Raw genomic sequence first — 22,831 nt, forward strand, 5'->3', positions numbered from 1 at the left:
ACGCTCCTATTCGTCAACCACCGATAATCTGTTCTTCTTCGTCTTCTGTTTCCTGCTGTTCGTACTGCTCTTTTGGAGGCTGTAAAATAATAACCAATGGTTCATTGGTGTTCACAACCGTGCCGGGCGACAAACTTTGTTCCATGACGAAACCGTCCCCATTTAACCGAATATCGAGTCCGGATTGCTGTTTAAAGGACAGAACCATCTTTTTTGACCAGCCAGTGAAATCAGGTAGCTCTGTTTTTCCAGCTGTTTTCAAAAGCACTAATGAATCCTTTGTCAGCTTCGTCCCTTCACTCGGATATTGCGAAGCAATTTCTCCGCCTTCGCCGATGAGCACCGGCCGGATTCCTTTTTCCTTCAATCCCTCAATGACTGTTGCCGAATCTTTCCCTGCATAATCACCCAGCTTGAAGGTCTCAGTCTTCTCAACATTTTCAGGTACGATATTCAAATACTTCAAACTGCTCTCCATAACCGGCTTGAATACTTTTGATACCGGATCCGATCCAATTTCACCCGGCTTTAATTGAGGCTGTTGGACGTAAACATAAGTGACGAGCTGCGGATCATCAATCGGTGCCATCCCTAGGAATGAATACAAGTAATTTCCATCGCCTGACAAGTATTTACCTCGGGAATCAGGTATTTCTGCAGTTCCTGTCTTTCCGCCGACATCGTACCCAGGAATTGCGAACTTCCGTCCCGTTCCGACTTCTGACGTAACAGTGGACGCCAAAATGTCCCGTACTTTTTTCGCTGTCTCTTTTGAGATCGGACGTCCCTTTTCTTCCGACTTGTGATTTTGAACTGTGTCACCTGTATTTGGGTTAATGATCTCGTCAATGACATATGGCTTCATCATCACACCGTCATTCGCTATGGCGGTTGCAGCTTGAATCATTTGAATCGGTGTCACTGTGGAGCCCTGTCCGTATGATGTTGTCAATCGTTCAGATGGATAGCTGTCCAAAATATGCCCCGCTGCTTCGTGCGGCAGATCTATTCCTACCCTTTCTCCAAAGCCGAACTTCTCTAAGTACTCTATGAACTTACGATCTCCTAAACGCTCTAGCAAGTAGGCCATAGACACGTTTGAAGAACGCTGGAACCCTTCTAAAAATGTGATGCTTCCCCAGCCCACACGATTATGGTCTCGAATTGTACGATCGTAAATCGTATATTGTCCAGAGTTATATTTAGCTGCTGGATCCCATTTGTTTTCTTCAATCGCGGCGGCAAGTGTAAACATTTTCATTGTGGAACCTGGTTCGACTGTCGTTTCCACTGCCTCATTCAACCAGTTTTCCGTCAACCCTTCTCTTGTACCCGGATGGAAGGACGGCCGCTGGCTCATTGCATAGATTTCACCGGTTTTTGGATTCGCCACAATAACAAGCATTTTTTTCGGCGAATACTCCTTTTCCACCCGTGACATGGCATCTTCAACAAAATTTTGGATTGTTTTATCAAGCGTCAAATGAATTTCATTTCCGTCTTGTGGCGAGGTAATGATTTTCTCGCTTTTCGGGAGGATAAAACCCCATACGTCCGACTGGAAATCGACTTTCCCATCAGTGCCTGTCAATTCCTTATCGTACGTCTTTTCCAGCCCCATCTTTCCTACAGTCTTATAAGAGCCATCTTTTTGCTCTTCACGCATAGCGAAACCGATTAGGTAAGAAGCGAAATTTCCATTTGGATAAAGCCGCTTTTTCTCTTCCATGAAGTTAATTCCGGTAAGGCCTTCTCTCTTTATCGCTTTTCTAATTTTTTCCATCGTTTCGTGATTGATGCCGTTCCCGGCCTTACCGAATTCGATTTGCCAAGGCACTTTTTCCTTATTCGCTGCACTTTCCAGCTTCTGCAAAATCTCTTGTTTCGGCATGGCAATATATTGGCTCAATACCTCTGCCGTTTTGTCATAATCCACGACATGATAGAGCGTCTTGGATCCGTTTGGAGTCGCTTTGTCGCTGATGACAGCAAACAGCCGGTAGCTTATCGTATCCGATGCAATCAGTTCACCGTTGCGATCAACGATTTCGCCGCGCTGCGCCCTTAATACGTTTTCTCTCGCATATTTAGAAGCGGCCATTGCGGCGAGCGGCCGCCCTTCGGCTTGTCCGGTAATCTGAATGGATAAAAATCGGACCATTAATAGAAAAAAGAGCCCCCCAAAAACTACAAACATCAGAAAGGCTCCCCATTGAAATCGAAATATCTTCTTCATTGTCCAGACACTACCTTCACGTTCTTTTCGTTAAGGTCCAAGCCGAGCGCTTTCGCTTTCTCCCAAATGACTTCGTATGTAGATTTCTCACTTACTTGGAAGGACAACTCTGTATTCTGTTTTGTAGTTTCTTCAATTTGTTTGTTAATGAGCTGCACTTCCTTATTGGTATCATTGATTTGCGCTTGCGTGTGCAAAATCATTACGGAAAAAGCGATGACAACGGCGCCGAACACCATAAAGAGAAATTTTTCACCTTTAGAAAAAAGTTTTCTTGAAGGACGCTGTGAAGGTTGTTGAATCGGCGATTTCGTCGTCTCAATTGCCGGATTGCTATATGTCTGCAACTTCTTTTGGGCCAATCCCATCAGTTATTCCCCCTTTACAATTTTTCTGCAATTCTCAGTTTCGCAGATCTCGAACGCTTATTTTCCTCTATTTCTTCTTCGCTTGGAAGGATCGGCTTTCGTGATACTAGTTTGAGTATCGGTTCCATTCCTTCCGGGATGACCGGCAAATTTGGTGGAAGTTCCGGTAAGGAGGAAGCTTCCTTAAAAATCGTTTTGCATAGACGGTCCTCCAATGAATGGAAGGTAATGACACAAATACGGCCGCCTTTTCTCAAAAGCCCGATTGCATCGGAAATCGAATCTTCTGCTGCACCCAGCTCATCATTGACCGCAATCCGAATCGCTTGAAATACCCGTTTGGCTGGGTGTCCACCTGTTCTGCGAGCAGCGGCAGGTATGCCAGCTTTAATAAGCTCAACCAGATCAGATGTCGTTTGAATCGGCTGTTTACTGCGCGCTTCTTCGATTTTACGCGCAATATTCTTTGCGAATTTTTCTTCTCCATAGCGATAAAAAATACGGACCAGCTCTTCAAAAGGCCATTCATTTACGACGTCATAGGCAGTTAAGTCAGCATCCATATCCATGCGCATATCCAATTGCGCTTCATGATTATAGCTGAACCCTCTCTCAGGCGTATCCAGCTGTGGAGACGACACGCCTAAATCGTACAACACACCATCTACCTCAGTGACACCAATGCCTTCTAATTCCTGTTTAAGATATCGGAAGTTTGAACGGATGAATGTAACCCTGTCCAAATAATCTTTGAGCGTCACCTTGGCCGCCTCAATCGCCGTTGTATCCTGATCGAAGCAGATCAGCCTGCCTTTAGGTGACAGCCTTTTCACAATTTCTAAACTGTGGCCGGCACCGCCAAGTGTGCAGTCCACATAAATACCATCTTCTCTTATATGTAAGCCTTCGACGGCTTCATGAAGCAAAACTGTAACATGGTTAAAAATCGAAACCGCCCTCTTTCTGTGTGTGTTCAATAGCGCTTCCATAATCGACAAAGTTAAAAGTCAAAGTCGATAATGTTTTCCGCTATTTCATTAAATGACTGTTCAGATTCATCGTAATAGGAATCCCAAAGTGATTTTGACCAGATTTCAATCCGGCTGGAAACCCCGATGACAACACAATCTTTTTCAATCTTTGAATAGTTGAGCAAGGAAGATGGAATATTGACCCGGCCCTGCTTGTCTATTTCGACTTCAGTGGCACCTGAGAAGAAAAATCTTGCGAATGCACGAGCATCTTTTTTCGTAACGGGCAACGCTTTCAACTTCTCCTCCAGTCGCTTCCATTCATCCATAGGGTAACCGAAGAGGCAATTATCCAATCCACGGGTCAACACAAAACCATCCGCCAAATGTTCCCTGAACTTAGACGGGACAATCAGCCGACCTTTTGTATCGACAGTATGTTGATATTCACCCATGAACATACTCTTCACCCCACTATATGAATTTAATGTACCACATCCCTCCACATTCCTCCACCCATAATCCTCTTTCCTATGAAAATGTGTCAATAGTACTTGTTTCATTGAGATTTTTACATAAATCAACAATGTCGGGAAGACAATTTTCATAAATGAACATAAAAAACCTCTTGGCAATTACCAAGAGGTCAGGACATAGTCAAAGTCTAATTATTTTTTTGCACATGAATAATGCGTATTTCATAAAAAATCGATACATATTCAAGGCGATCGCTTTTCAGAGCCACCTACACAAAACGAAAGCGGCTTTTTCGAGTTTAATTAACTGCTCAGCGAGGAATTGTAGTTGCCACACCTGTTATTGTTACATACTCAGCAGTCAATCCCAAATTAATTTCTTATAAATAGACAAGATAATGTTTTCCATCGAGTTCAAACGGCATGTTAAGAAGATCTTGTATTAAAGACGGTCCGTAATTGTTCATAAACATATACGGAGTGTACACCCTTTCCTGCAGGGAGCCGCCTGGATACAGTTCGCCTTCCAGGATGAGATATTGGCGCAATGCCTGGTCGTCCTTCAAAAGGATTGACTCTTGTGATTTTCTTCTGACAAAGTCCAACTGTTTTTTATGGAACGTTATGTTTTTTAGCAGGATTTGCTTCATGCCTTCATCTTCTGCATCTAACGTCAGCGACATTTCCTCGTATTGCTTTTCGAGCAATGCTTCCGTTTCATTTAATACGCTGTCCAGCCGTTCGTTTTGCAAGGAGGAAAGATAGTCCTCATAAGCTGGCTGGAGACGTCCACCCACTACATCATCAAATGAAAGGGAGGTTTTTATCATCGCTTTGGCAGCTTGTGGGGAAACAAGTGTCATTGAAATTCTTGGCACAAACAGCGGCATTCGGATCCCCATATGGTGGAATGCCTCTTTTAATAATGCCCAATAAGATAGCTCCCCTGGCCCGCCGACAAACGATAGGACCGGAAAAACAAGATCTTGCATGATGGGTCTTGTCGCAACATTATTGCTTAGCAATTCCGGCTTCTCTTTCGCAATGACTACCAGTTCCTCTTTTGTGAAACGGACACCGGTCTGGCGATTGACAAAATCACCCTCATCTCTTGTGAGAAGAATACGCCCTGTTTCATGAATATAAAAAAGATTGGCGGCATCCTTTTCAGCAAAAATGGGCTGGCCCAAACCAGCTTCGGAAAACATCGATTCTTGTTGAACTATCAATTCTGCCAGCTGCTCGGACTCTTCAATCAACCGGATAAAATAATCGGATTCCAATTTCCGCAGTCCTTCAAAAGCCGAATCGATGAATAACAAGCCTTCTTCTTTGAACATTCCATTCATAAGCCGGACGAAGAAGGTAGTAAAGGTGGATTCCGACTCAACTGCCGAAAGCACTTCCGCCAATAATGGCTTCGTATACTTAGCCTCTCCGTACTTGGAAAAGATACTTTGAACGTACTGCCTCATCGACTCTTTATCATATTCGGCATCTGAAGCCATCCATTTAAAAATAAACTTTTCCTCATATTGCTGTTTTACCGCCTGGCCCCGGCTATGTGTGTAGACATGATTAATTTCATTCAAATCATGATCTTCCCCTGCAATCCAAAATACAGGAACGACAGGGATTCCCAGTTGTTCTCTTTGCTTTTTAGCCAGCAGAATGACGGTAATCGCCTTATGGACAGAATAAAGCGGACCCGTCAATATTCCCGCTTGCTGGCCGCCCACAACAGCGAGTGCATCGGATGCCAGTTCACGGAGATGGAGGTCCGCCTGTTCTGAAATGCCAAACGGTCCCATAAAGGAACGGATCACCTCGGAAAGTTCATTCCTTTTGAATGTCCTCTCTGTCAACTCCTGCGCACGGTCTCGGAAAGATGCCTCATTCAGTTCGTAATCAAAAAATGTATGTATGAATTGCTGATCATGATAATACGCCTCGATTACTTTATTTGTAATCGGCAGTGACTGTGTTTCAAGTTCCATCATTCATGCCCCTTTTTTCTTCGTATGCACAGAGTATAACATTACAACCCGCTTGTTAAAAAACTTACGCACTGAAAGTCTTGAATTCAGGGCAAATCATTTTAAATGACTTATAATATTCAGCACTAACCCAATGATGAGAAGCAACGCATATGTAATGACAAGCAATAGGAAAAATAACCGCCAGATCTTTTTCAGCAAGTGCATGATTTCAAACTCTTTCACTTTTAGCCTCTCGATCACGGCATAGCAGATTGCGATAATGATAGCGATGACTACTACATAAATACCTGCATGGGATCCGAAGATGGAATCTGAAACAATATAGACAGCCAGAAAGAGGAATGGCGTTGTAATATCGGCCGCTTGCCCAAATGATTTCCGTGAAGCTCTTCCCGTTTGCCGGACAAATAAAAGATAAAGCAACGTTACGATAAATGGAAACAAAATAAGAATGCCAATGACAATTGAAATTAATCCTCCCATGACCGCTTGAGACCTCCCGCTCCGTCCATTGCTACTAATAGTTTCTCAAAAATCGACAACATTGGCAATGCTCCGCCGCGAGCCTCGGCTTTTCTAATGAGCGCACCGACAATCGCATCAATCTCCATCCGATTGCCTCGCATGCGATCCGTTAACATGGAAGATGTATTGGATGCGGTTCTTCGGCAAATCTCTGATGCCTGATCATACGGCAGCTCCGTTTTCATTTCAGGAAAGACAGCCATGATCTCATCGTATAACTGGTCAAACAGTTCCTTGCTTTGTCGATTGCGCAGCAATTCACCATTCTTCTGAAGCAAGATGGCTGTTAATGGATTAATCAAGCAATTGACAATGACCTTACGAAGCAGCAGTTTTTCCGCATTCGGATGAAATTCAACGGGAAACACTTCAGATTGGAGCGTTTCAAACCAACGAAAATCAGTTTCGATACCTCGGCCCACAGCAATTTTGGTGAATCCGATGCCATGATGGGCCACCATGTTATCACCTAATCGTTCCGCCCCGTGTTCAACTGTTGCAAATGCCATGCTTCTAGAGGTTGCGTCCAGGTTCATCGCCATTTCATAATGACTCAGTCCGTTCTGAATGAACAGCAGTGGATTAGGAAGACTCCTCAGTTTATTGACGACCTCGGTAATCCCTCCCGTTTTTACCGCAACAATTATGAATGCATCTTCCGGAATGTCGGCTTCATTAAGGATGGCCTTCACTTCTTGTCTGGAAACTTCCAGCCCGTTCCTATACTTAACTAGCCCTTCCTTTACTAAACGTTCCGCCTGTTCTGCACGTCTGACAAGAAACGTAACGCGGTGGCCTTTTTCAGCCAAGAAGGAGCCGAACAGCAGCCCGATGGAACCTGCCCCTGCGATTACAACATCCATTTTGCCATCCTCCTTTACTCGAAAAGGCCCCCCTTGGCAATCAGGCGGACCTTTTCTATCGTACAAATTTTAATTATACAGGATATACAGGATGTTTTTTAGGCGGTAACGGAATATTCTTAGTTGAATAATAGCGGAACCGTTCTGCGAGAACCATCCGTAAATCGGAGGGAGCAATAATTTCATCAATAATCATTTCAGATGCCATTTTGTAAATGTCGATTTCGGCTTTATACTCCTTATGTTTCTCCTGAACAAACGCCATTCTCTCTTTAGGATCCTCGATGGCTTCGATTTTATTGGAATATACAGCATTGACAGCTGCTTCCGGTCCCATTACCGCAATTTGCGCGGTCGGCAGTGCAATACAGACATCCGGCTCAAAAGCTGGCCCAGCCATTGCATAAAGTCCGGCTCCGTACGCTTTTCGAACTATGACTGAAATTTTAGGGACAGTCGCTGAACTCATTGCCATAATCAGCTTAGCCCCATGACGGATGATTCCGTCACGTTCTACTTTCGTTCCGATCATGAATCCCGGGACGTCAGCAAGAAAGACAAGTGGAATCGAAAACGCATCACATAGATTGATGAATTTTGCCGCTTTATCCGCAGAATCGACAAAGAGGACGCCACCTTTCACTTTCGGCTGGTTTGCAATAATCCCCACGGGCTGTCCTTCAATCCTGGCAAGCCCTGTAATGATTTCTGGCGCAAACCGTTTTTTAATATCAAAAAAACTGCCCGCGTCAATAATGGCATCAATCGCCTCATACATATCAAACGGCGCATTCTGATTTTCCGGAATGATTTCTTCAAGCGTCCGTCCTGCCTTTGCTTCTACCTTTTCTTTGACGGGCGGATCCATCGTATAATTTGCAGGGAAGAAGGCCAAGTAGCGGCGGGCTTCGGCAATTGCTTCATGTTCATCAGCAGCCAAGACATCTCCACAGCCGCTAACCGTGCAATGCATTCTCGCGCCGCCCATTTCCTCAAGCGTCACTTTTTCCCCAATTACTTTTTCAGCCATTCGTGGAGAGCCCAAATACATAGAAGCATTTTTGTCTACCATGATGACAATATCGCAAAACGCAGGGATGTAGGCGCCGCCAGCTGCCGACGGTCCGAACAAAATGCAAATTTGCGGAATGAACCCCGATAATCTGACTTGGTTATGAAAAATACGTCCAGCACCGCGCCGGTTCGGAAACATATCCAGCTGATCGGTGATTCTTGCCCCGGCAGAGTCCACTAAGTAAAGCATCGGCACTCGGTTCTTTTCTGCAATCTCTTGAATGCGAATAATCTTTTCAACTGTCCGGGATCCCCACGACCCGGCCTTAACAGTGGAATCATTCGCCATCACACATACAGTTTGCCCATTCACTTTCCCCATCGCAGTGACCACGCCATCCGCCGGCAAATCAGACGCTTCGCAATTGGCAAACCGGCCATCTTCCATATACTCTCCGTCATCGAATAATAATTCCAGCCGGTCTCTGACGAATAACTTGTTTTGCTCTTTAAGCTTTTCGTGATATTTCGAATGGCCACCTTGAAATATCGTTTGCAGTTTCTCTTGCAATTTCTCGTTATATGCCGGCCCCTCTGTTGTCTTCGTCATGAATCATTACCCCTTCCGTCAACCCTTTTCCTCTATTAAGCTTCTACAGTTGCCAAAACATCCTCTTCATTAACAAAATCCCCGACATTCACGTTAATGGAAGTCACCTTGCCAGCAGACTCCGTTTCAACAGGAATTTCCATTTTCATTGATTCCAGTACAACTATGACCTGGCCTGCTTCTACTTCATCTCCGACTGACACATTCACTGTAAATACAGTTCCTGCCATCGCCGCTTTCACTTCTGTCATTTCGCCAACTCCCCTTTATGCGTTTTCAGCCAATCAGCCAAAACTTTCGTATGATAATCCCCTTGTTTGAATTCCTCTGACTCGATAAATTCCTTAAAGAGAGGCAAATTCGTTTTCAGCCCCTCAATACCAACTTGTGCAAAAAACGTCTTCGATCGCTCAATCGCTTCTTCGCGATTTTCTGCTTGAATGATTACTTTCGCAATCATCGGGTCATAGAAAGGCGTCACTTGATCCCCTTCCTGATACCCGGCATCAATCCGGACTCCATCTGCATTACCCCAATCCAGCTTTTGCAGCGAGCCGGGAGATGGCATGAATGTGTGAGGATCTTCCGCATACAGTCGAAATTCCATAGCATGGCCGGTAGTTTCTATATCGTGCTGCTCAGTTATCGGCAACGGATTTCCTTTTGCCACCTCAAGCTGCCACTCGACAAGATCCAGTCCAGTCACCTCTTCCGTGATCGGATGCTCCACTTGCAGGCGGGTATTCATTTCTAAGAAATAAAAGCTGTTATCTTCCCCTACAATGAATTCCACTGTCCCTGCGTTTTTATAATGAACCGCTTTCGCCGCTTCCACAGCAGAAGCCAGCAGTCTCTCCCTGACATCTTCAGATAAGGAAGGAGACGGTGATTCCTCAATAACTTTTTGATTCCTTCTCTGAACCGAACAGTTTCGTTCATAAAGATGGACAATATTGCCTTGGTGGTCACCGAAAATTTGGACTTCTATATGACGCGCGTTTTCAATATATTTTTCAAGAAACACGACATCATCACCAAAATAAGCTTTCGCACGGTTTTTCACGGTTTGGAATTGTTGACTGAGCGCTTGCTCATTTTGACAGAGCACCATACCGATACCTCCACCGCCGCTGCTTGCTTTCAGCATGACGGGATAACCGATTTTCCCCGCTTCTTGCTTCGCCTCATCGAGAGTGGCCACTCCATCGTCTGTCCCTGGTACAACCGGCACCCCGGCAGCCTGCATGGTTTTGCGTGATTCGATCTTATCTCCCATCCGTTCGATCGTTTCTTCATCAGGACCGATAAAAACTAACCCGGCTTCCCGGACTTTCCTGGCAAAGTCTGCATTCTCGGATAAAAAGCCGTAGCCAGGATGAATCGCTTGTGCACCGCTCGTTTTCGCTACTCCGATAATTTCATCCGCCTTTAAGTACGATTGTTGAACAGGCGGAGGACCAATCGGAAACGCCTCGTCCGCCTCTTTTACAAAGAGCGCCTCCTTGTCGGCTTCCGAGTATACGGCAACTGTAGAAATGCCGAGCTTTTTACATGTTTCTACGATTCTGAGTGCAATTTCCCCACGATTTGCAATCAATATTTTATCCATCGTCATACCCCCATCCAGTGACTTGATCATCTCTCCCCCTTTTAGTGTAAACTATCAATGTAACCGTTTTCAACTATTTGACTACTAAATTATTCTGCGAATTCAAAGTCCAGTTGTTTTATTGCTTCCTTTCTAGAAATCTGGCGACCGCCTCGTGGTGTGCATCACTTTCCCATAGCCGAGCGCATTGTTCTGCTTCCTCCAGCATCCTTTGCTTCACTGCCTTTCCTTCCCACGAGCGAATGAGTAGTGATTTATACGCTCTATGAACGGAAGGATGAATCAAAGCCATTCTTTTTAAGAATTGCTCAAGCGCCTGTACCTTATCTCCCTCGTATTGTTCAGTAGCCCAGCCGAGCTCCTCTAGGCGTGATGCCTCTAAAACTGAAGCTTCACTTACAAACCGGAGGATGACATCGTGCCTGGCCATCTTTTCGATCAACTGAGTGGCCCCGCCCCAGCCGCTTGTGATGGCAAGGGTCCCTTGAATAAAGCCGGCTTTGGCCTTATTAGAAACAAGTCGGTAGTCGCATGCCGAAGCAATTTCACACCCTCCGCCGACAGCCGCACCATTGACAAGTGCAATGACAGGCACCGGCAGCGTAGATAAACGATAAAGGATTCCCGCCATCCTGCTCAACATCGGGTAAGCATCTTCCGCCGTTCTGAACTGATGAAATTCCGAAAGATCGCCGCCAGAGCAAAATGCTTTTTCCCCAGTTCCTGTAATGACCGCAAACGAGATACTTTGGTTCTTTTCCACTTCCGCAACGAAGCTTTCCAGCCCTTCCATCACGTTGGAATTAATAGCATTCCGCATTTCGGGCCGATTGATCGTAAACATTGCGGTCTGATCAGTGAACTCTATTAGATAATCCATTCCAGCCATCCCTTTCTAATCTATATTTGAATAGAAAAAAGCCACCGGAGCCATGGTCTCTCGGTGGCCTTCCGCCCGCCCGGGACGAGGAATCGTCTATCGGGAAGGGCAATTTGCAAGCGAATCTTGATTATTCACCTACAACTTCTTTACCTTTGTAATGACCGCAAGATTTGCAAACGCGGTGTGCCAATTTCATTTCGCCACAGTTTTCACAAGTTGTCATGCCAGGTACTTGTAATTTGAAGTGTGTACGACGAAGTCTTTTCTTTGTTTTAGATGTTCTTCTCTTTGGTACTGCCATCGGGGGCACCTCCTTATGATCGCCTAGTCTTTGTCGGAATCAAAAAATTTAGCCAATCCTGCAAGTCTCGGATCCACTTTCGATTCCTTTTCTTTCTGGAGCTGTTCATTGTATTGTTCATCCGTAGTATAGGACCAGCCCTTCCCCTCCGCCGTTTTCATCTCTTCAGCTGTATCGCCGAATATTTGAAGCGGCACTTCCAGAAGAACAAGTTCCTCCAAAATCGGGGTCGGATCGATCACTTCACCTACAACCGGATGAATGGAATCATCCGTTGCAAGGACAGCTTCATCCCAACTGAATTGCTCGTCCGACTCAACAGTAAAAGGAAATTCGACATCTTCCCATGTTCTAGAACACGGAAGAATCATCTTCCCTTCCAACTTAAATCGGCAAGTCAATTTTTTTGAACCAATGGTGCAGCTACCAGTTACGTGAACAGGCGTAATATCCCTGATTTCAGGGTTCCGTTCTTTGACGGATTCAAGATTCACCGCTTCGTCAAGCGGCATAGAACCTTGCCTGTATTTCTGTAATTGATGAATGGACCATTTCATGTCTATCACCTCAAGACAACACTGTTGATTATAATATGCATAAAAAGGGATGTCAAGATTTTTTCTTGTCACTCCTATTGCTACAAAGGTATAATCTATCTAACATTATACCGAAAGGATGGTCACTTTGAAAGCTACAGGAATAGTGGTGGAATATAATCCGTTTCATAACGGGCATCTTCATCATGTCCAGGAAGCAAAAAAGCGGACCGGTGCGGATGTAATGATCGCTGTGATGAGCGGAAACTTCCTTCAGCGGGGCGAACCTGCTTTTGTCGATAAATGGACTCGTGCTCAAATGGCTTTACAGTCCGGCGTTGATCTTGTCTTTGAATTGCCTTATCGCTTTGCTACTGCAAATGCGCCCGTTTTTGCGAAAGGGGCGATCGAAATATTGGATGCAGCCCATTGCCATGCTTATTGTTTCGGAAGCGAGGATGGCACGATCCAGCCTTTCCTTGAAAGCATGGAATTGATTGACCAGCACCGCGTCAGCTATGAGGCAGCCGTCAAGGAAGCCATGTCTTGCGGGATGAGTTATCCGAAAGCCCTTAACGAGGCCTACAAGCACATACTTGAGGATGCCCAAAAAACAGATCCGCCGGTCGATCTGACGAAACCGAATAACATCCTAGGTTATCATTATATGGAAGCGGCGAAGGAAATCCGTTCATCTATGACTCCTGTCACCATCCCACGAATCGTCGCCCAGTATCATGATGATGCTGTCGCCGGTAACGCCATAGCGAGCGCTACAGGCATCCGCAAAACGTTTTTCACAAGCGGCGCCTTGGAAGAAGTATCCGGCTTTCTTCCCGAAGCTTCGGAGCGTTTATTGCATAAATGGCAGCAAGAGCGGGAGGCTTTCGGGAGCTGGGAATATTTCTATCCTTCTTTGCGGTTGATCATTATCCGAGAAGGGGCTTCCCGGCTCACTTCCATTGCTGAGATTGTAGAAGGAATGGAGAACTCAATCTATAAAGCCGCTTTGTCGAATCAAACATTTAGCGGTTTCATGGAACAAGTTAAGTCAAAGCGTTACACGTGGACACGCATCCAGCGGATGATCACACACATCCTTACAGGCTTCACCACAAGTATGCGGGAAGAAATACCTCATGCGTCATATTTGCGATTGCTCGGCATGACAGCAAACGGAAGAGACTACTTAAACCGCACCAAAAAGGAATTGAAGCTCCCATTGGTCAGCAAAGCAGCCTCCTTTAAAGATCCTTCCTTAACCGCTGATATTCGGGCATCAGATATTTATGCATTAGCTATGACACAAGATAAAGGGAGTGCAACGTTGGGAACGGATTACCTTAACCGGCCTCATATCCTCTAATCATTTAGGCTCTAAATTCTTCAAATAATCGAGAGCGTCATCCACTGTCTTCACAGGCACGATTTTCATTTTCGTGCCTATTTTTTCCGCCGCTGCAACGGCTTCTTCATAGTTTGTTTTGATTCCCGGGTTGGCACTTCTTACTTCCTCTGAAAGTTCATCGTCCGGAGCAAAAAAGATTTCGATTCCATCTTTGGACGCCGCCATCACTTTAAACTCCGCTCCCCCAATCCTGCCCACTGTTCCATCCGAGAGCATTTCGCCAGTTCCGGCGATTTGATAGCCTTTTGTTAAATCTTCATCTGTCAATTGGTTCATGATTTCCAGTGTAAACATTAGTCCTGCAGATGGGCCGCCTATTTCTCCCGTACTGAATTTCACTTCCGGTATAGTCGTCAACAGACGATCTTCCTGGAATTGAATCCCCAAACCGACTTTACCTTCCGCTTTCGGTATCTCTTTCAATACGACAGTGAGATTAATGCGTTTATCGCCTCTCTCAACAGACAAATCCACCTTGTCGCCTTCTTTTTTTTCAGAAATGACAGCAGCAAATTGGCCCGATTCAGTCAGTTCCTTGCCGTCAACAGATCGTATTTTATCCCCAACCTCCAAAATATTATCTGCCGCACTGCCAGGAAGCACCATGACGACAAAGACACCATCAAATTGTATATTGACAGGCAGGCCGGTACGGTCAAAGGCAACCGTAATTGCATTGAATTGTGAATCGGACATCAGTTTTCTTTGCCGGATATTATATTCCTTGTCATTTTCCCCTTCTCGCCGAACTTTTTGGACAGGCATAATTTTACGTTCGTCGGAGAATTTGGAAAAGGCGTATGATAGCGGGGTTGCTTTCGCTATGGCGATTGTCATTAAATTAAATGTCCCGCTTTCATGATCACTGCCTCCAGCCACTTCTACAAGTGGTGCAAGGTCATACGCACCTCCTGGCTTCGAAATATATGAGTCCAACGGGTAAAAAAACAAGAAAATTAATACGACAACGATTACGCCGTACAATCCCAGCTTTCTCATCTTCATAAAAGCACACCTCCATTAATAGCCTGTTCCATTCACACATATATATAAGTGGTTCCTGTAAATCAGGAAGTTATATTCATGGCAAAGAACATTCGGCAAAGCAATTTAACTCTCTCCATATTATCCCACACGCACTGTTTCGTATAGCATTTTGCCAATTTCTTCAGACGCTATCGAACGTGTAAATTTATTTCGAAAGGAGCAGCTTCCAATGACTAGTATCCTCTTACGCACCCATCCGATACATGATTAACATCATCATTATATGGGGATTGATCCTGCTGTTCATTTTCCAGCCCGGAACGGCCCATGACGGTGCAGAAGCTGGCGCCTACCTTTTTGTAAATGCGCTATTGCCTTATTTACTTCCGTATATCATTTTGACACAGTGGCTATTGAAGACACCTTCTGCCGGGAAACGGCCAAAAAGTTGGAAAAGCTATTTGAAGGCTTACGTGCTCGGCTCTTTCGGCGGGTTTCCAGTCGGCGCGGTTACGGTCACAGAAATGTACAAAAACAGAGAGCTATCGAAGAAAGAGAGCAGCTTACTGCTTGCCGCTTGCCATGCGCCAGGTCCAATGTTTATCATCGGCTTCGTCGGGACAGAGTTATTTGGCAACGTCCAGTCAGGCTGGAAATTGTTAGCCGCCATTCATATTGCAAATTTAATATTTTTTTTGCTGACTCTCTTCCTTTTGCGTGCGGAGGAGGGACAAGAAGAACGAGTAATCCAAACGAAAACGAAAAGTTCAGGACCTTTGCTTGATGCGATAAAAGACAGCTCCTCTGTCATTATACTTGTAGCAACTACCGTCATATTCTTCTCCTCATTAGGAAATGTCATAACAACGACCGCCTCATCTGCGTTCACTGTAGATATCGGCATAGCGAAAACGATTGTTTTGTCCCTTTTTGAGATGACCTCCGGGGTCCAGTCCGCGACAGATCATTTTTATTCGATGAGCTTTTATCCCTTCATCATCGCAGCCATCATCTCTGTCAACGGATTGAGCATCCATATGCAAGTCTACGTCATTGCAAAGGCGGCTAATCTCTCATTGAAGCCCTATTTGCTAAGCCGGCTTTGGAGCGTGATCGCAGTTCCGCTCATTTTGTTTTTAATCTACACATAACAGTTTTAGACGATAAAAAAAGGACGAGAGGATGCAAACACGCTCCTCCGTCCTTTTACCATTCGTTACTGATTGAATTTCTTTTTCAGCGCTGTTTCCACTTGAACCGGAACGAGGGCCGAAATATCCCCACCGTACTGGGCAACTTCCTTGACGATACTCGAGCTGAGGAACGAATAATTATTCTTCGTCATGACGAAAAACGTCTCAATGCTTTCATCCAACATTCTGTTCATTGATGTGATCTGCATTTCATATTCGAAGTCGGATACCGCCCGCAAACCACGGACGATCACTGAGGCGCCCACCTTCCTGGCATAATTGATGAGAAGCCCGGAAGACGATTCGACCATTACATTCGAATGGGCGGACGTAACTTCCCGAATGAGCTGTATTCGTTCTTCCACCGTAAATAACGGATTCTTTGAGGAATTATTCATTACTGCCACCCGGACTTCAGGAAACACTTTTGCCGCTTTTTCAATAATATCGAGATGGCCGTTCGTAATCGGATCGAAACTTCCGGGGACTACTGCTATTTTTGTCATGTTGAAACCTCATTTCCTATAGATCGAAATCGCACTGCTGCCATAGACCACATGCTTCACTCTAGAGAAATCACCATACGACTCAGGCAGCTCCATTTTCTTGTCGTGTTCACAGACGATAATCGCTTCGGGTGCCATCAGCTCCAGCTCGATAAAATCATTGACTAAGCCGTAAAACTCCGTTTTTGCATAAGGAGGATCCACAAACAGCAGATCTGCTTGTACATCCATCGTCTTCAATTTTTTTGCAGCATTGCGTGCATCCGTGCGGAAAATGGCCAACTCATCGACGAACCGGCATTTTTCAGCATTTTCTTTAATAATGGCACAGGCTTTTGCATTTCGCTCAAACACATAAGCTTGATCCGCGCCTCTCGATAAAGCCTCCAAAGACAAAGATCCACTGCCGCCAAAAAGTTCAACTGCCGTTCCACCATCAAAGTACGGGCCGATCATGTTAAAAAGGGACTCCTTCACCTTATCTGTCGTAGGTCTTGTCGTATCACCCGGCAAAGCTTTTAATGGAATGCCACGCCGAGATCCCGAAACAATTCTCATTTATCGGTTTCCCCTTCCTTGCCCTCTGCAGAGCTGACATCAATTGCCCCATCGGTCTTTTCAATTTTTAAAGAAAAAATTCTTTTTATTGCATCTTCCTCAAAATAATAAGTCCCATTCATCTTTTTGTATGGTTCCGTCCGCAACGAATATTTTCTTTCGTTCAACACATAGAAAGGATCCCGTAAAGAGAATCTGTATTTATTTGATTCATTTGTGACATAGATGGACTGCTGATTAGATTCCAGTGTGTAGCCCAATTGACTGAAAAATTCTTTACCTGAGTAAAATACTTGTCCGTCTTCCAATAGAACCGAGATGTTTTCCGCTTTTTCTCCGTTGATTTTCAATTCTCTAGGATCTTCAAAATAGAAACCATACTGTTCGTCCGCTGCATGTTCTAAAAATGTAGTCTTTAAGCCGCTGACTTCCCCGATAAGCTGATCCATTGTCTGAGGTTCTAATTTTGAGGTGCTGCCTAATTTTTTGTTCAATTGCTCCAATTGAGTAGCTGACAGTTTTTCTGTGATCTTTTCATACGCTTTTTTGGCCGCACCATTCCCATATGGTTCGCCAATCAGTAAGGAAGCTGCGATGTTCGCCGTCATTCTTTCACTGCTTGCAATACCGTAGCGGGCCATTACCCCATATTGGACTAACCGGCCTTCAAGCAACTCTGTATCCACTTGATCAGTCAAGACCAGACGTCCTTTCATGAACGGCTTTTGATTCGCGCCAACGACAACGGTCATATGAGGAGCGTCCACTTTTTTCAGCAACCCTTGTAATCGAGCCGCCTGTTCTTTATGGACACCATTTCCAAAGATTGAAATTTGTTCGCTTCGATATGCTTCCGGCAGCTCTTTGTTCTGCCAGTAAAGCAGGTCCGCTTTTCCATTGCCATAGAACATTGTATATTCAATTCGGTTTAGTTTTTTCGTACCGATCCGATCCAATTCACTTATCCAGACGCCGCCTGAATTTGTTTCATCCGTGACATGAAGCATGGTGGTCCCAACTGTCCCATTCCTCAATTTTGCGAATAAATTCTCATAGAGATTAGAGGAATCAGATGATTTAATCGGGATTTGATATGATATGGATTGTTCTGCAGCGTCCCCTTCCAAGATGGCGGTTACAGAATCATTCATCCGAGTGCAGGATGATTTGTCTTTTATGTAGCATGCTTCATTCTCACTTTGTTCAGGCCAGACAATTTCATATCTGCCATTTTCAAGCCCTTTGAAATGCTGCCGGATATACAGTCCATCGTTCCGCTGAGTCACTTCGATTTCCTGATCATACGTGGCGGTTTCAGAGCCTTTCCCTGCAGCGCCTTCCATTTGGGAGTAATGCATATACAATAATACGGCATTGATTAAAACGAGAAGGACTAGTGTCCTCATGATGATTTTCAACGATGGCACCTCATTACATGGAATGATAGGCACGAGGAATCATACATGTTATGATACCCGTACAACTAGTTTTTGAAAGGTAGTGTCTGTTCATGCTTCAGCAACGTTTTATCGAACTTGGTGAAGGCTTTTCCGACGTGTTTGAATTGATTGAACTGATGAATACAAATGCTCGGCGCCTCCATCGCACATTTATCTTTTCCGCCGCGACTGACAAAGGAAATGTCATTTCCCTAGCTGCCGCTTTCCATCCAGCTGGAGAGGGCCACTTCATGCCTATTTATATTTGCAGGGAAGGGATTTTGCAGAAGGACGAGAAAATGCCGAAAAGGAGGCTGCTGTTCGAACAGGCATCCCAAGAGAATGGATGCACTCCGATTCCGATTGATTTGCAGCACTCCACCGCCTTCGCCGAAGCTTCGCTCTATTATCAGTACATTATCGGCATCTTACGGCTGAACCATTTACTGCCGCCATTGCAGTAACGATCAAAGCCCAATTTTATAGTCATATTCCTTCGCTTTGTCCGGTTTCGCATTTTCGTATTCCGTTTTGACAAATGGGCGATAGGATGGCAGCACTTTTTTCACAGATGGCAACCGTTCAATTTTTCGGATGGTCGCTTCCACTTCATCCCGATCACAATACAGGACGACATATTTCATTCGACGTGAAATATAATGGACATGACCGTATTTTCGAAATGATTTCGCTTGCTTCAAGTGCTGAAGATACACAACGATTCCTTGTCGATCAATCATAAAATTTTCCCTCTTTTCCTACTCCATACGATACCATAGGTAGGAAAAGCACTGCAACTGAACATTGCTGACAGCCCTATTCTTTTCGCCTATAATATAGGCAGGAGTAGCCGTTGAAATTTGGAAGGAGGTTAGGAAATGGGAAAGAAGACGACAATCGCATTAACAGTAGGAGCTGCCGGCGTAGCGGCATGGGCAGCATCCAAAGTCGTATCCAAACAAGTTCCACGGGAACCGAAAACCGCATTGGAATTCAATGAAACCGTCGTATTGGCCGCGCATGGCGGCTCTGTCGAAACACCAGAAAATACGATGGCCGCTTTCTCAAAATCAGCGGAAACCGGTGTGCATGGTTTTGCTATCGATATCCGGCTGACAAAAGACGAGGAGATTATCGTCTTCCAAGATGAAATGACCGATCGAACGACGGATTTTTCCGGAAAAGTAGCCGATTACACATGGGAAGAATTAAATCGCGCCGATGCCGGATATATGTTCCAAGACCAAGACGGAGCGTATGCATACCGAGGAAAAGGGGAAAAAATCTTACGCTTACAAGAGCTTCTCGCCGCATTTCCGCATCTCCTTTTTGTCATTACGATTAAAGACTCGCCTGACACATATGAAGGCAGCCTGATGCCATCCAAATTATGGCGTTTATTGGAAACGACCGGCGACCAGGATCGTGTAGCCGTCACAAGCCCATTCGATGAGCAAACGGATCGCTTCAATCTCTATGCCCAAAACAAAGTGGCCATTGGCGCAGGCAATGATGAACAAATGAAAGCATATACTTCATTCACAAGCCAATTCGGCCATTTATACAAACCGAACGCCGACCTGTTCTGCTTATCCAATAAGAAAGGCGTCTTCTCGTTACGTACAGAAGCCTTCATCCAGTTTCTTAAAGGATTGAATATTAAAGTGTATTATAAAGGTGTAAATGACACGGAACGAGCAGCCAAACTTATGAGTGCCGGAGCATCCGGCTTCATAACAGACAACCCTTCTGCCATGATGAAATTGGTCCAATCAGCAGAACAATAGACTGGTGTAAAGTCTCATAGTTTAGCATCGGGTTATCCAGGTTCCAAATGAAACAGAACCTATAGAGAAAAATAAATCAGCGGGAGCAGAACAATTCGTTCTTTTCCCGCTGATTTTTTTGTCTGAGGCTGTGTAGAAATCCCTCTAGTATGTAGAACAAAATAATTGGCTTACAATCGGGGGATTGAAGAGTTTGATAACTGATGGATACCATTTGAAAGTAGATGATAGTGTGGTCATTTTCCTGAACAACAGAAAGTCAGTCTGGATGCCCATAAATCGAAGTGAACGCCAATATGTCTGGACGAACGCCATTAATTCGAAGTGAACGCCAATAAGTCTCAACGAACGCCATTAAATCCAAATGAACGCCAATAAGTCTCGACGAACGCCATTAAATCGAAGTGAACGCCAATATGTCACTCTGTGCACACCTCAGCTACCTAAAAAAAGACTATCACAGAAAATCAGAGGTCTCTGACTTTCTGGATAGCCCTATTGTCTTCTTTATTTCGTGCAGGATCACTTGGATTACGCCATCAAGCCGAGCAGGAACAACTTCCACCCGACCCGCACCCGCCTTCACACGAAGTCGTGAACAAACCATTGCCCGCAGGGACTTTTACCGCCACCGAAACAGACTGGGCGATGATTGCGCTGACTTCATCCAGCAACTGCTGTACATCATTCTCGGACAGACGCAAAGCTGCGACCTGTTCGTTTACATCGAGTGCCCTTTTGTCGGCACGGATGCTTTTCATTACTATATTATAATCCGGATGGTATTTTCCGAAGCGCTGTACTTCTTCGTATCGTTCTTTCAAATCTGTAAACGATTGAATCGCTTTCACCAAATTCTTATCCGTGTAAACTGCCTGGCTCGCCCTCCGATATTCCGCCGCGACATCAGAACGCAATATCATCTCGGAGAGTTCTTCCGCGCATTCGATGATGTTCAGCCATTCATCCGTCATCATCATTGAGACAACCCCTCCATTCCAAGCAATTATACCAAAGAAATGGGTTCCCCCGCATCTTTTCTGTACTACTCTTTTCCAATAGGCTCGTTATCTGTTCTGAAACGCCTCCGCCGCTACCTCATAATCGGAAAATGGAAAGACTCCTTCTTTCGTGTATTGTGTCTTCTCATGCCCTTTTCCTGCGATTAGGACAACGTCTCCGGTTTTCGCTAGTGCAATCGCTTCATAGATGGCCGTTCTTCGATCAACTTGGACATGCACATTTTCCTTCATACGTATTCCAAGTAATATTTCTTCAATAATTTGAGAAGGATTTTCCGATCGCGGATTATCGGAAGTAATGATAACTTTCGTCGAATACGTTGAGGCAACTTCCCCCATTTTTGGACGCTTGCCATGATCTCGGTCCCCGCCGCAGCCAAAGACCGTGATCAAATTCCCGGAACACTCACCTGCTAATGCTTGGAGTACATTTTCGAGTGCATCCGGTGTATGAGCATAATCAACATAAACGGTAATGCCATCTTGTTGAAGAGATTGCAATCGTCCCTCGGGCAGCTGCAGTGATTGACTTAACGGAAGAATGTCTGCCAGTTCGTAACCAAGTATACGCAGTACCGAGAGCGCTGCCATCGCGTTCATTCGGTTGTGCCTTCCCGGGAGCTGCAGACGGATCAGCTCCTCATCAATCTGCTCCCCGCAGATCGTTCCATAGTCAAAGTAATGGACAGGCACCTTCGCATCAGCCACCATTTGTTTGCATAACTCATCTTCCGAATTGGCAATCAACGTTTTCGCCTGATACGCCAATATTTTTTTGGAATCTAAATATTGCTGCTTCCCTCCATGCTCCTCATAATGATCGATGCCAATATTAAGAAATACGCCAATATCAATGTTGCAGTGGGCTAATCTGCTTGTGGCCAGCCCCATGGAGGAGGCTTCCAGGAGAACATGAGTTACACCTGCATCCACAAGGTCTTTCAGCAGCTGATGAAAATGTTCCGGCGGCAACGTTGTCATTTCTGGGTATGAGGTGACAGTTTGATGGCCATCAATGAAAATACCCGTCGTTCCAATGACTGCCGTTTTCACGTTAGCCATCTGCAGCAACTGGCTGGCAAAATGCGTCACCGTTGTTTTCCCGTTCGTTCCTGTGACGGCCACTATCGTCAATAATTCCGACGGATTCCCTTCCAGTCTTGCACTCGCATAAGAAATGAATTTCCTGCAATCCGGGACAATAATAAGCGGGATGGACATTTGATCCCTTATTTCCATCGCAGCATTGCGATCAATCACAATACCACAAGCGCCTTTCTCAATCGCCTCCTCGACATAACAGATCCCGTCCGTCTTCCCACCCTTCCTTGCTACAAATAGGTACCCTTCGCTTATCCTCGTCGAATGCTCAGTTACCCCTTTTACCTTGGTATGAATACCTCCAAGCACTTGACAAGGCCAGTCTTTTAATAGCTCCGAAAGTAACAGAAGTCCTCTCCCCTTTCCCGAACAAATTTGAATCGACACGAATATATTGAGAGCGAACTATACTTTATCGTATGTAGGGCATTAAACGAA

The 22,831-nt window shown here is 45.0% G+C and carries 24 protein-coding genes; 4 read left to right on the forward strand and 20 right to left on the reverse strand.

What is annotated here, in order from left to right:
- Positions 1-13: 13 nt before the first annotated feature.
- From L7D49_RS19925 to L7D49_RS19985, 13 genes are all read right to left on the reverse strand, one after another.
- Entirely contained in the window at positions 14-2,197 is a 2,184-nt protein-coding gene (locus tag L7D49_RS19925) for a penicillin-binding protein (protein WP_238084255.1), read from the reverse strand.
- Between the two features lie 35 nt (positions 2,198-2,232).
- Positions 2,233-2,604, reverse strand: coding sequence for a cell division protein FtsL (gene ftsL, locus L7D49_RS19930; protein ID WP_238084257.1), 372 nt, complete (start codon positions 2,602-2,604; stop codon positions 2,233-2,235).
- Positions 2,605-2,618: 14 nt separating this feature from the next.
- On the reverse strand, positions 2,619-3,551 hold the full coding sequence (gene rsmH / locus L7D49_RS19935; protein ID WP_238084372.1) for a 16S rRNA (cytosine(1402)-N(4))-methyltransferase RsmH: 933 nt from the start codon (positions 3,549-3,551) through the stop codon (positions 2,619-2,621).
- Between the two features lie 53 nt (positions 3,552-3,604).
- Positions 3,605-4,036 carry a division/cell wall cluster transcriptional repressor MraZ gene (gene mraZ / locus L7D49_RS19940; protein ID WP_238084259.1) on the reverse strand — a complete coding sequence of 144 codons (432 nt, stop codon included), beginning with the start codon at positions 4,034-4,036 and terminating at the stop codon, positions 3,605-3,607.
- 395 nt (positions 4,037-4,431) lie between these two features.
- Positions 4,432-6,048 (reverse strand): bacillithiol biosynthesis cysteine-adding enzyme BshC, encoded by a 1,617-nt coding sequence (bshC, locus tag L7D49_RS19945; protein ID WP_238084261.1) that lies wholly within the window; start codon positions 6,046-6,048, stop codon positions 4,432-4,434.
- A gap of 96 nt (positions 6,049-6,144) precedes the next feature.
- Positions 6,145-6,534, reverse strand: coding sequence for a DUF3397 family protein (locus L7D49_RS19950; protein ID WP_238084263.1), 390 nt, complete (start codon positions 6,532-6,534; stop codon positions 6,145-6,147).
- Positions 6,522-7,439: a 2-dehydropantoate 2-reductase gene (locus L7D49_RS19955; protein WP_238084266.1), complete on the reverse strand. Its 918-nt coding sequence runs from the start codon at positions 7,437-7,439 to the stop codon at positions 6,522-6,524. The genes L7D49_RS19950 and L7D49_RS19955 overlap by 13 nt, the downstream gene beginning before the upstream one ends.
- A gap of 73 nt (positions 7,440-7,512) precedes the next feature.
- Positions 7,513-9,063 carry an acyl-CoA carboxylase subunit beta gene (locus L7D49_RS19960; protein WP_238084268.1) on the reverse strand — a complete coding sequence of 517 codons (1,551 nt, stop codon included), beginning with the start codon at positions 9,061-9,063 and terminating at the stop codon, positions 7,513-7,515.
- Positions 9,064-9,098: 35 nt separating this feature from the next.
- Positions 9,099-9,314, reverse strand: a complete 216-nt coding sequence (locus L7D49_RS19965; protein WP_238084270.1) for a biotin/lipoyl-binding carrier protein — start codon at positions 9,312-9,314, stop codon at positions 9,099-9,101.
- Complete coding sequence (locus L7D49_RS19970) at positions 9,311-10,672, reverse strand: acetyl-CoA carboxylase biotin carboxylase subunit (RefSeq protein WP_238084272.1); 1,362 nt, start codon at positions 10,670-10,672, stop codon at positions 9,311-9,313. The genes L7D49_RS19965 and L7D49_RS19970 overlap by 4 nt, the downstream gene beginning before the upstream one ends.
- A 118-nt stretch (positions 10,673-10,790) precedes the next feature.
- Entirely contained in the window at positions 10,791-11,552 is a 762-nt protein-coding gene (locus L7D49_RS19975; RefSeq protein ID WP_238084274.1) for an enoyl-CoA hydratase/isomerase family protein, read from the reverse strand.
- A gap of 130 nt (positions 11,553-11,682) precedes the next feature.
- A complete protein-coding gene (rpmF, locus tag L7D49_RS19980) occupies positions 11,683-11,856 on the reverse strand; it encodes a 50S ribosomal protein L32 (RefSeq protein ID WP_184206909.1) in 174 nt (57 codons plus the stop codon).
- 23 nt (positions 11,857-11,879) lie between these two features.
- Positions 11,880-12,413: a YceD family protein gene (locus L7D49_RS19985; protein WP_238084276.1), complete on the reverse strand. Its 534-nt coding sequence runs from the start codon at positions 12,411-12,413 to the stop codon at positions 11,880-11,882.
- A 118-nt stretch (positions 12,414-12,531) separates the two neighbouring features.
- On the opposite strand from L7D49_RS19985, the gene L7D49_RS19990 reads away from it, so the two are divergent.
- Positions 12,532-13,758 (forward strand): nucleotidyltransferase, encoded by a 1,227-nt coding sequence (locus L7D49_RS19990; RefSeq protein WP_418895910.1) that lies wholly within the window; start codon positions 12,532-12,534, stop codon positions 13,756-13,758.
- Here L7D49_RS19990 and L7D49_RS19995 read toward each other — a convergent pair whose 3' ends face one another.
- On the reverse strand, positions 13,759-14,805 hold the full coding sequence (locus tag L7D49_RS19995) for a SepM family pheromone-processing serine protease (RefSeq protein ID WP_238084280.1): 1,047 nt from the start codon (positions 14,803-14,805) through the stop codon (positions 13,759-13,761).
- A gap of 245 nt (positions 14,806-15,050) precedes the next feature.
- Between L7D49_RS19995 and L7D49_RS20000 the strand changes: the two genes are divergently transcribed.
- On the forward strand, positions 15,051-15,938 hold the full coding sequence (locus L7D49_RS20000) for a hypothetical protein (protein ID WP_238084282.1): 888 nt from the start codon (positions 15,051-15,053) through the stop codon (positions 15,936-15,938).
- 65 nt (positions 15,939-16,003) lie between these two features.
- Here L7D49_RS20000 and coaD read toward each other — a convergent pair whose 3' ends face one another.
- Genes coaD through L7D49_RS20015 form a run of 3 tightly spaced genes read right to left on the reverse strand, consistent with a single transcriptional unit; the run spans position 16,004 to position 18,462 of the window.
- On the reverse strand, positions 16,004-16,486 hold the full coding sequence (gene coaD / locus L7D49_RS20005) for a pantetheine-phosphate adenylyltransferase (protein ID WP_238084285.1): 483 nt from the start codon (positions 16,484-16,486) through the stop codon (positions 16,004-16,006).
- A 9-nt stretch (positions 16,487-16,495) separates the two neighbouring features.
- Entirely contained in the window at positions 16,496-17,044 is a 549-nt protein-coding gene (gene rsmD / locus L7D49_RS20010; protein WP_238084287.1) for a 16S rRNA (guanine(966)-N(2))-methyltransferase RsmD, read from the reverse strand.
- Positions 17,041-18,462, reverse strand: a complete 1,422-nt coding sequence (locus L7D49_RS20015) for a stalk domain-containing protein (protein WP_238084289.1) — start codon at positions 18,460-18,462, stop codon at positions 17,041-17,043. The genes rsmD and L7D49_RS20015 overlap by 4 nt, the downstream gene beginning before the upstream one ends.
- Before the next feature lie 92 nt (positions 18,463-18,554).
- Here L7D49_RS20015 and L7D49_RS20020 point away from each other — a divergent pair, with 92 nt between their 5' ends.
- On the forward strand, positions 18,555-18,947 hold the full coding sequence (locus L7D49_RS20020) for a DUF7147 family protein (protein ID WP_238084291.1): 393 nt from the start codon (positions 18,555-18,557) through the stop codon (positions 18,945-18,947).
- Between the two features lie 3 nt (positions 18,948-18,950).
- On the opposite strand, the gene L7D49_RS20025 is transcribed toward L7D49_RS20020, so the two are convergent.
- On the reverse strand, positions 18,951-19,223 hold the full coding sequence (locus tag L7D49_RS20025) for a YlbG family protein (protein WP_238084293.1): 273 nt from the start codon (positions 19,221-19,223) through the stop codon (positions 18,951-18,953).
- A gap of 138 nt (positions 19,224-19,361) precedes the next feature.
- On the opposite strand from L7D49_RS20025, the gene L7D49_RS20030 reads away from it, so the two are divergent.
- Positions 19,362-20,270 (forward strand): glycerophosphodiester phosphodiesterase family protein, encoded by a 909-nt coding sequence (locus tag L7D49_RS20030; RefSeq protein ID WP_238084295.1) that lies wholly within the window; start codon positions 19,362-19,364, stop codon positions 20,268-20,270.
- Positions 20,271-20,809: 539 nt separating this feature from the next.
- On the opposite strand, the gene L7D49_RS20035 is transcribed toward L7D49_RS20030, so the two are convergent.
- Both L7D49_RS20035 and L7D49_RS20040 read right to left on the reverse strand, forming a co-directional pair.
- Positions 20,810-21,250, reverse strand: coding sequence for a YlbF/YmcA family competence regulator (locus tag L7D49_RS20035; protein WP_238084297.1), 441 nt, complete (start codon positions 21,248-21,250; stop codon positions 20,810-20,812).
- A gap of 87 nt (positions 21,251-21,337) precedes the next feature.
- The gene (locus L7D49_RS20040; protein WP_336246411.1) at positions 21,338-22,780 is read right to left on the reverse strand and encodes a UDP-N-acetylmuramoyl-L-alanyl-D-glutamate--2,6-diaminopimelate ligase; all 1,443 of its coding nucleotides are present in this window, start codon (positions 22,778-22,780) and stop codon (positions 21,338-21,340) included.
- Positions 22,781-22,831 lie beyond the last annotated feature (51 nt).

It is taken from the genome of Sporosarcina cyprini (assembly GCF_022048975.1).
GTDB lineage: Bacteria > Bacillota > Bacilli > Bacillales_A > Planococcaceae > Sporosarcina > Sporosarcina cyprini.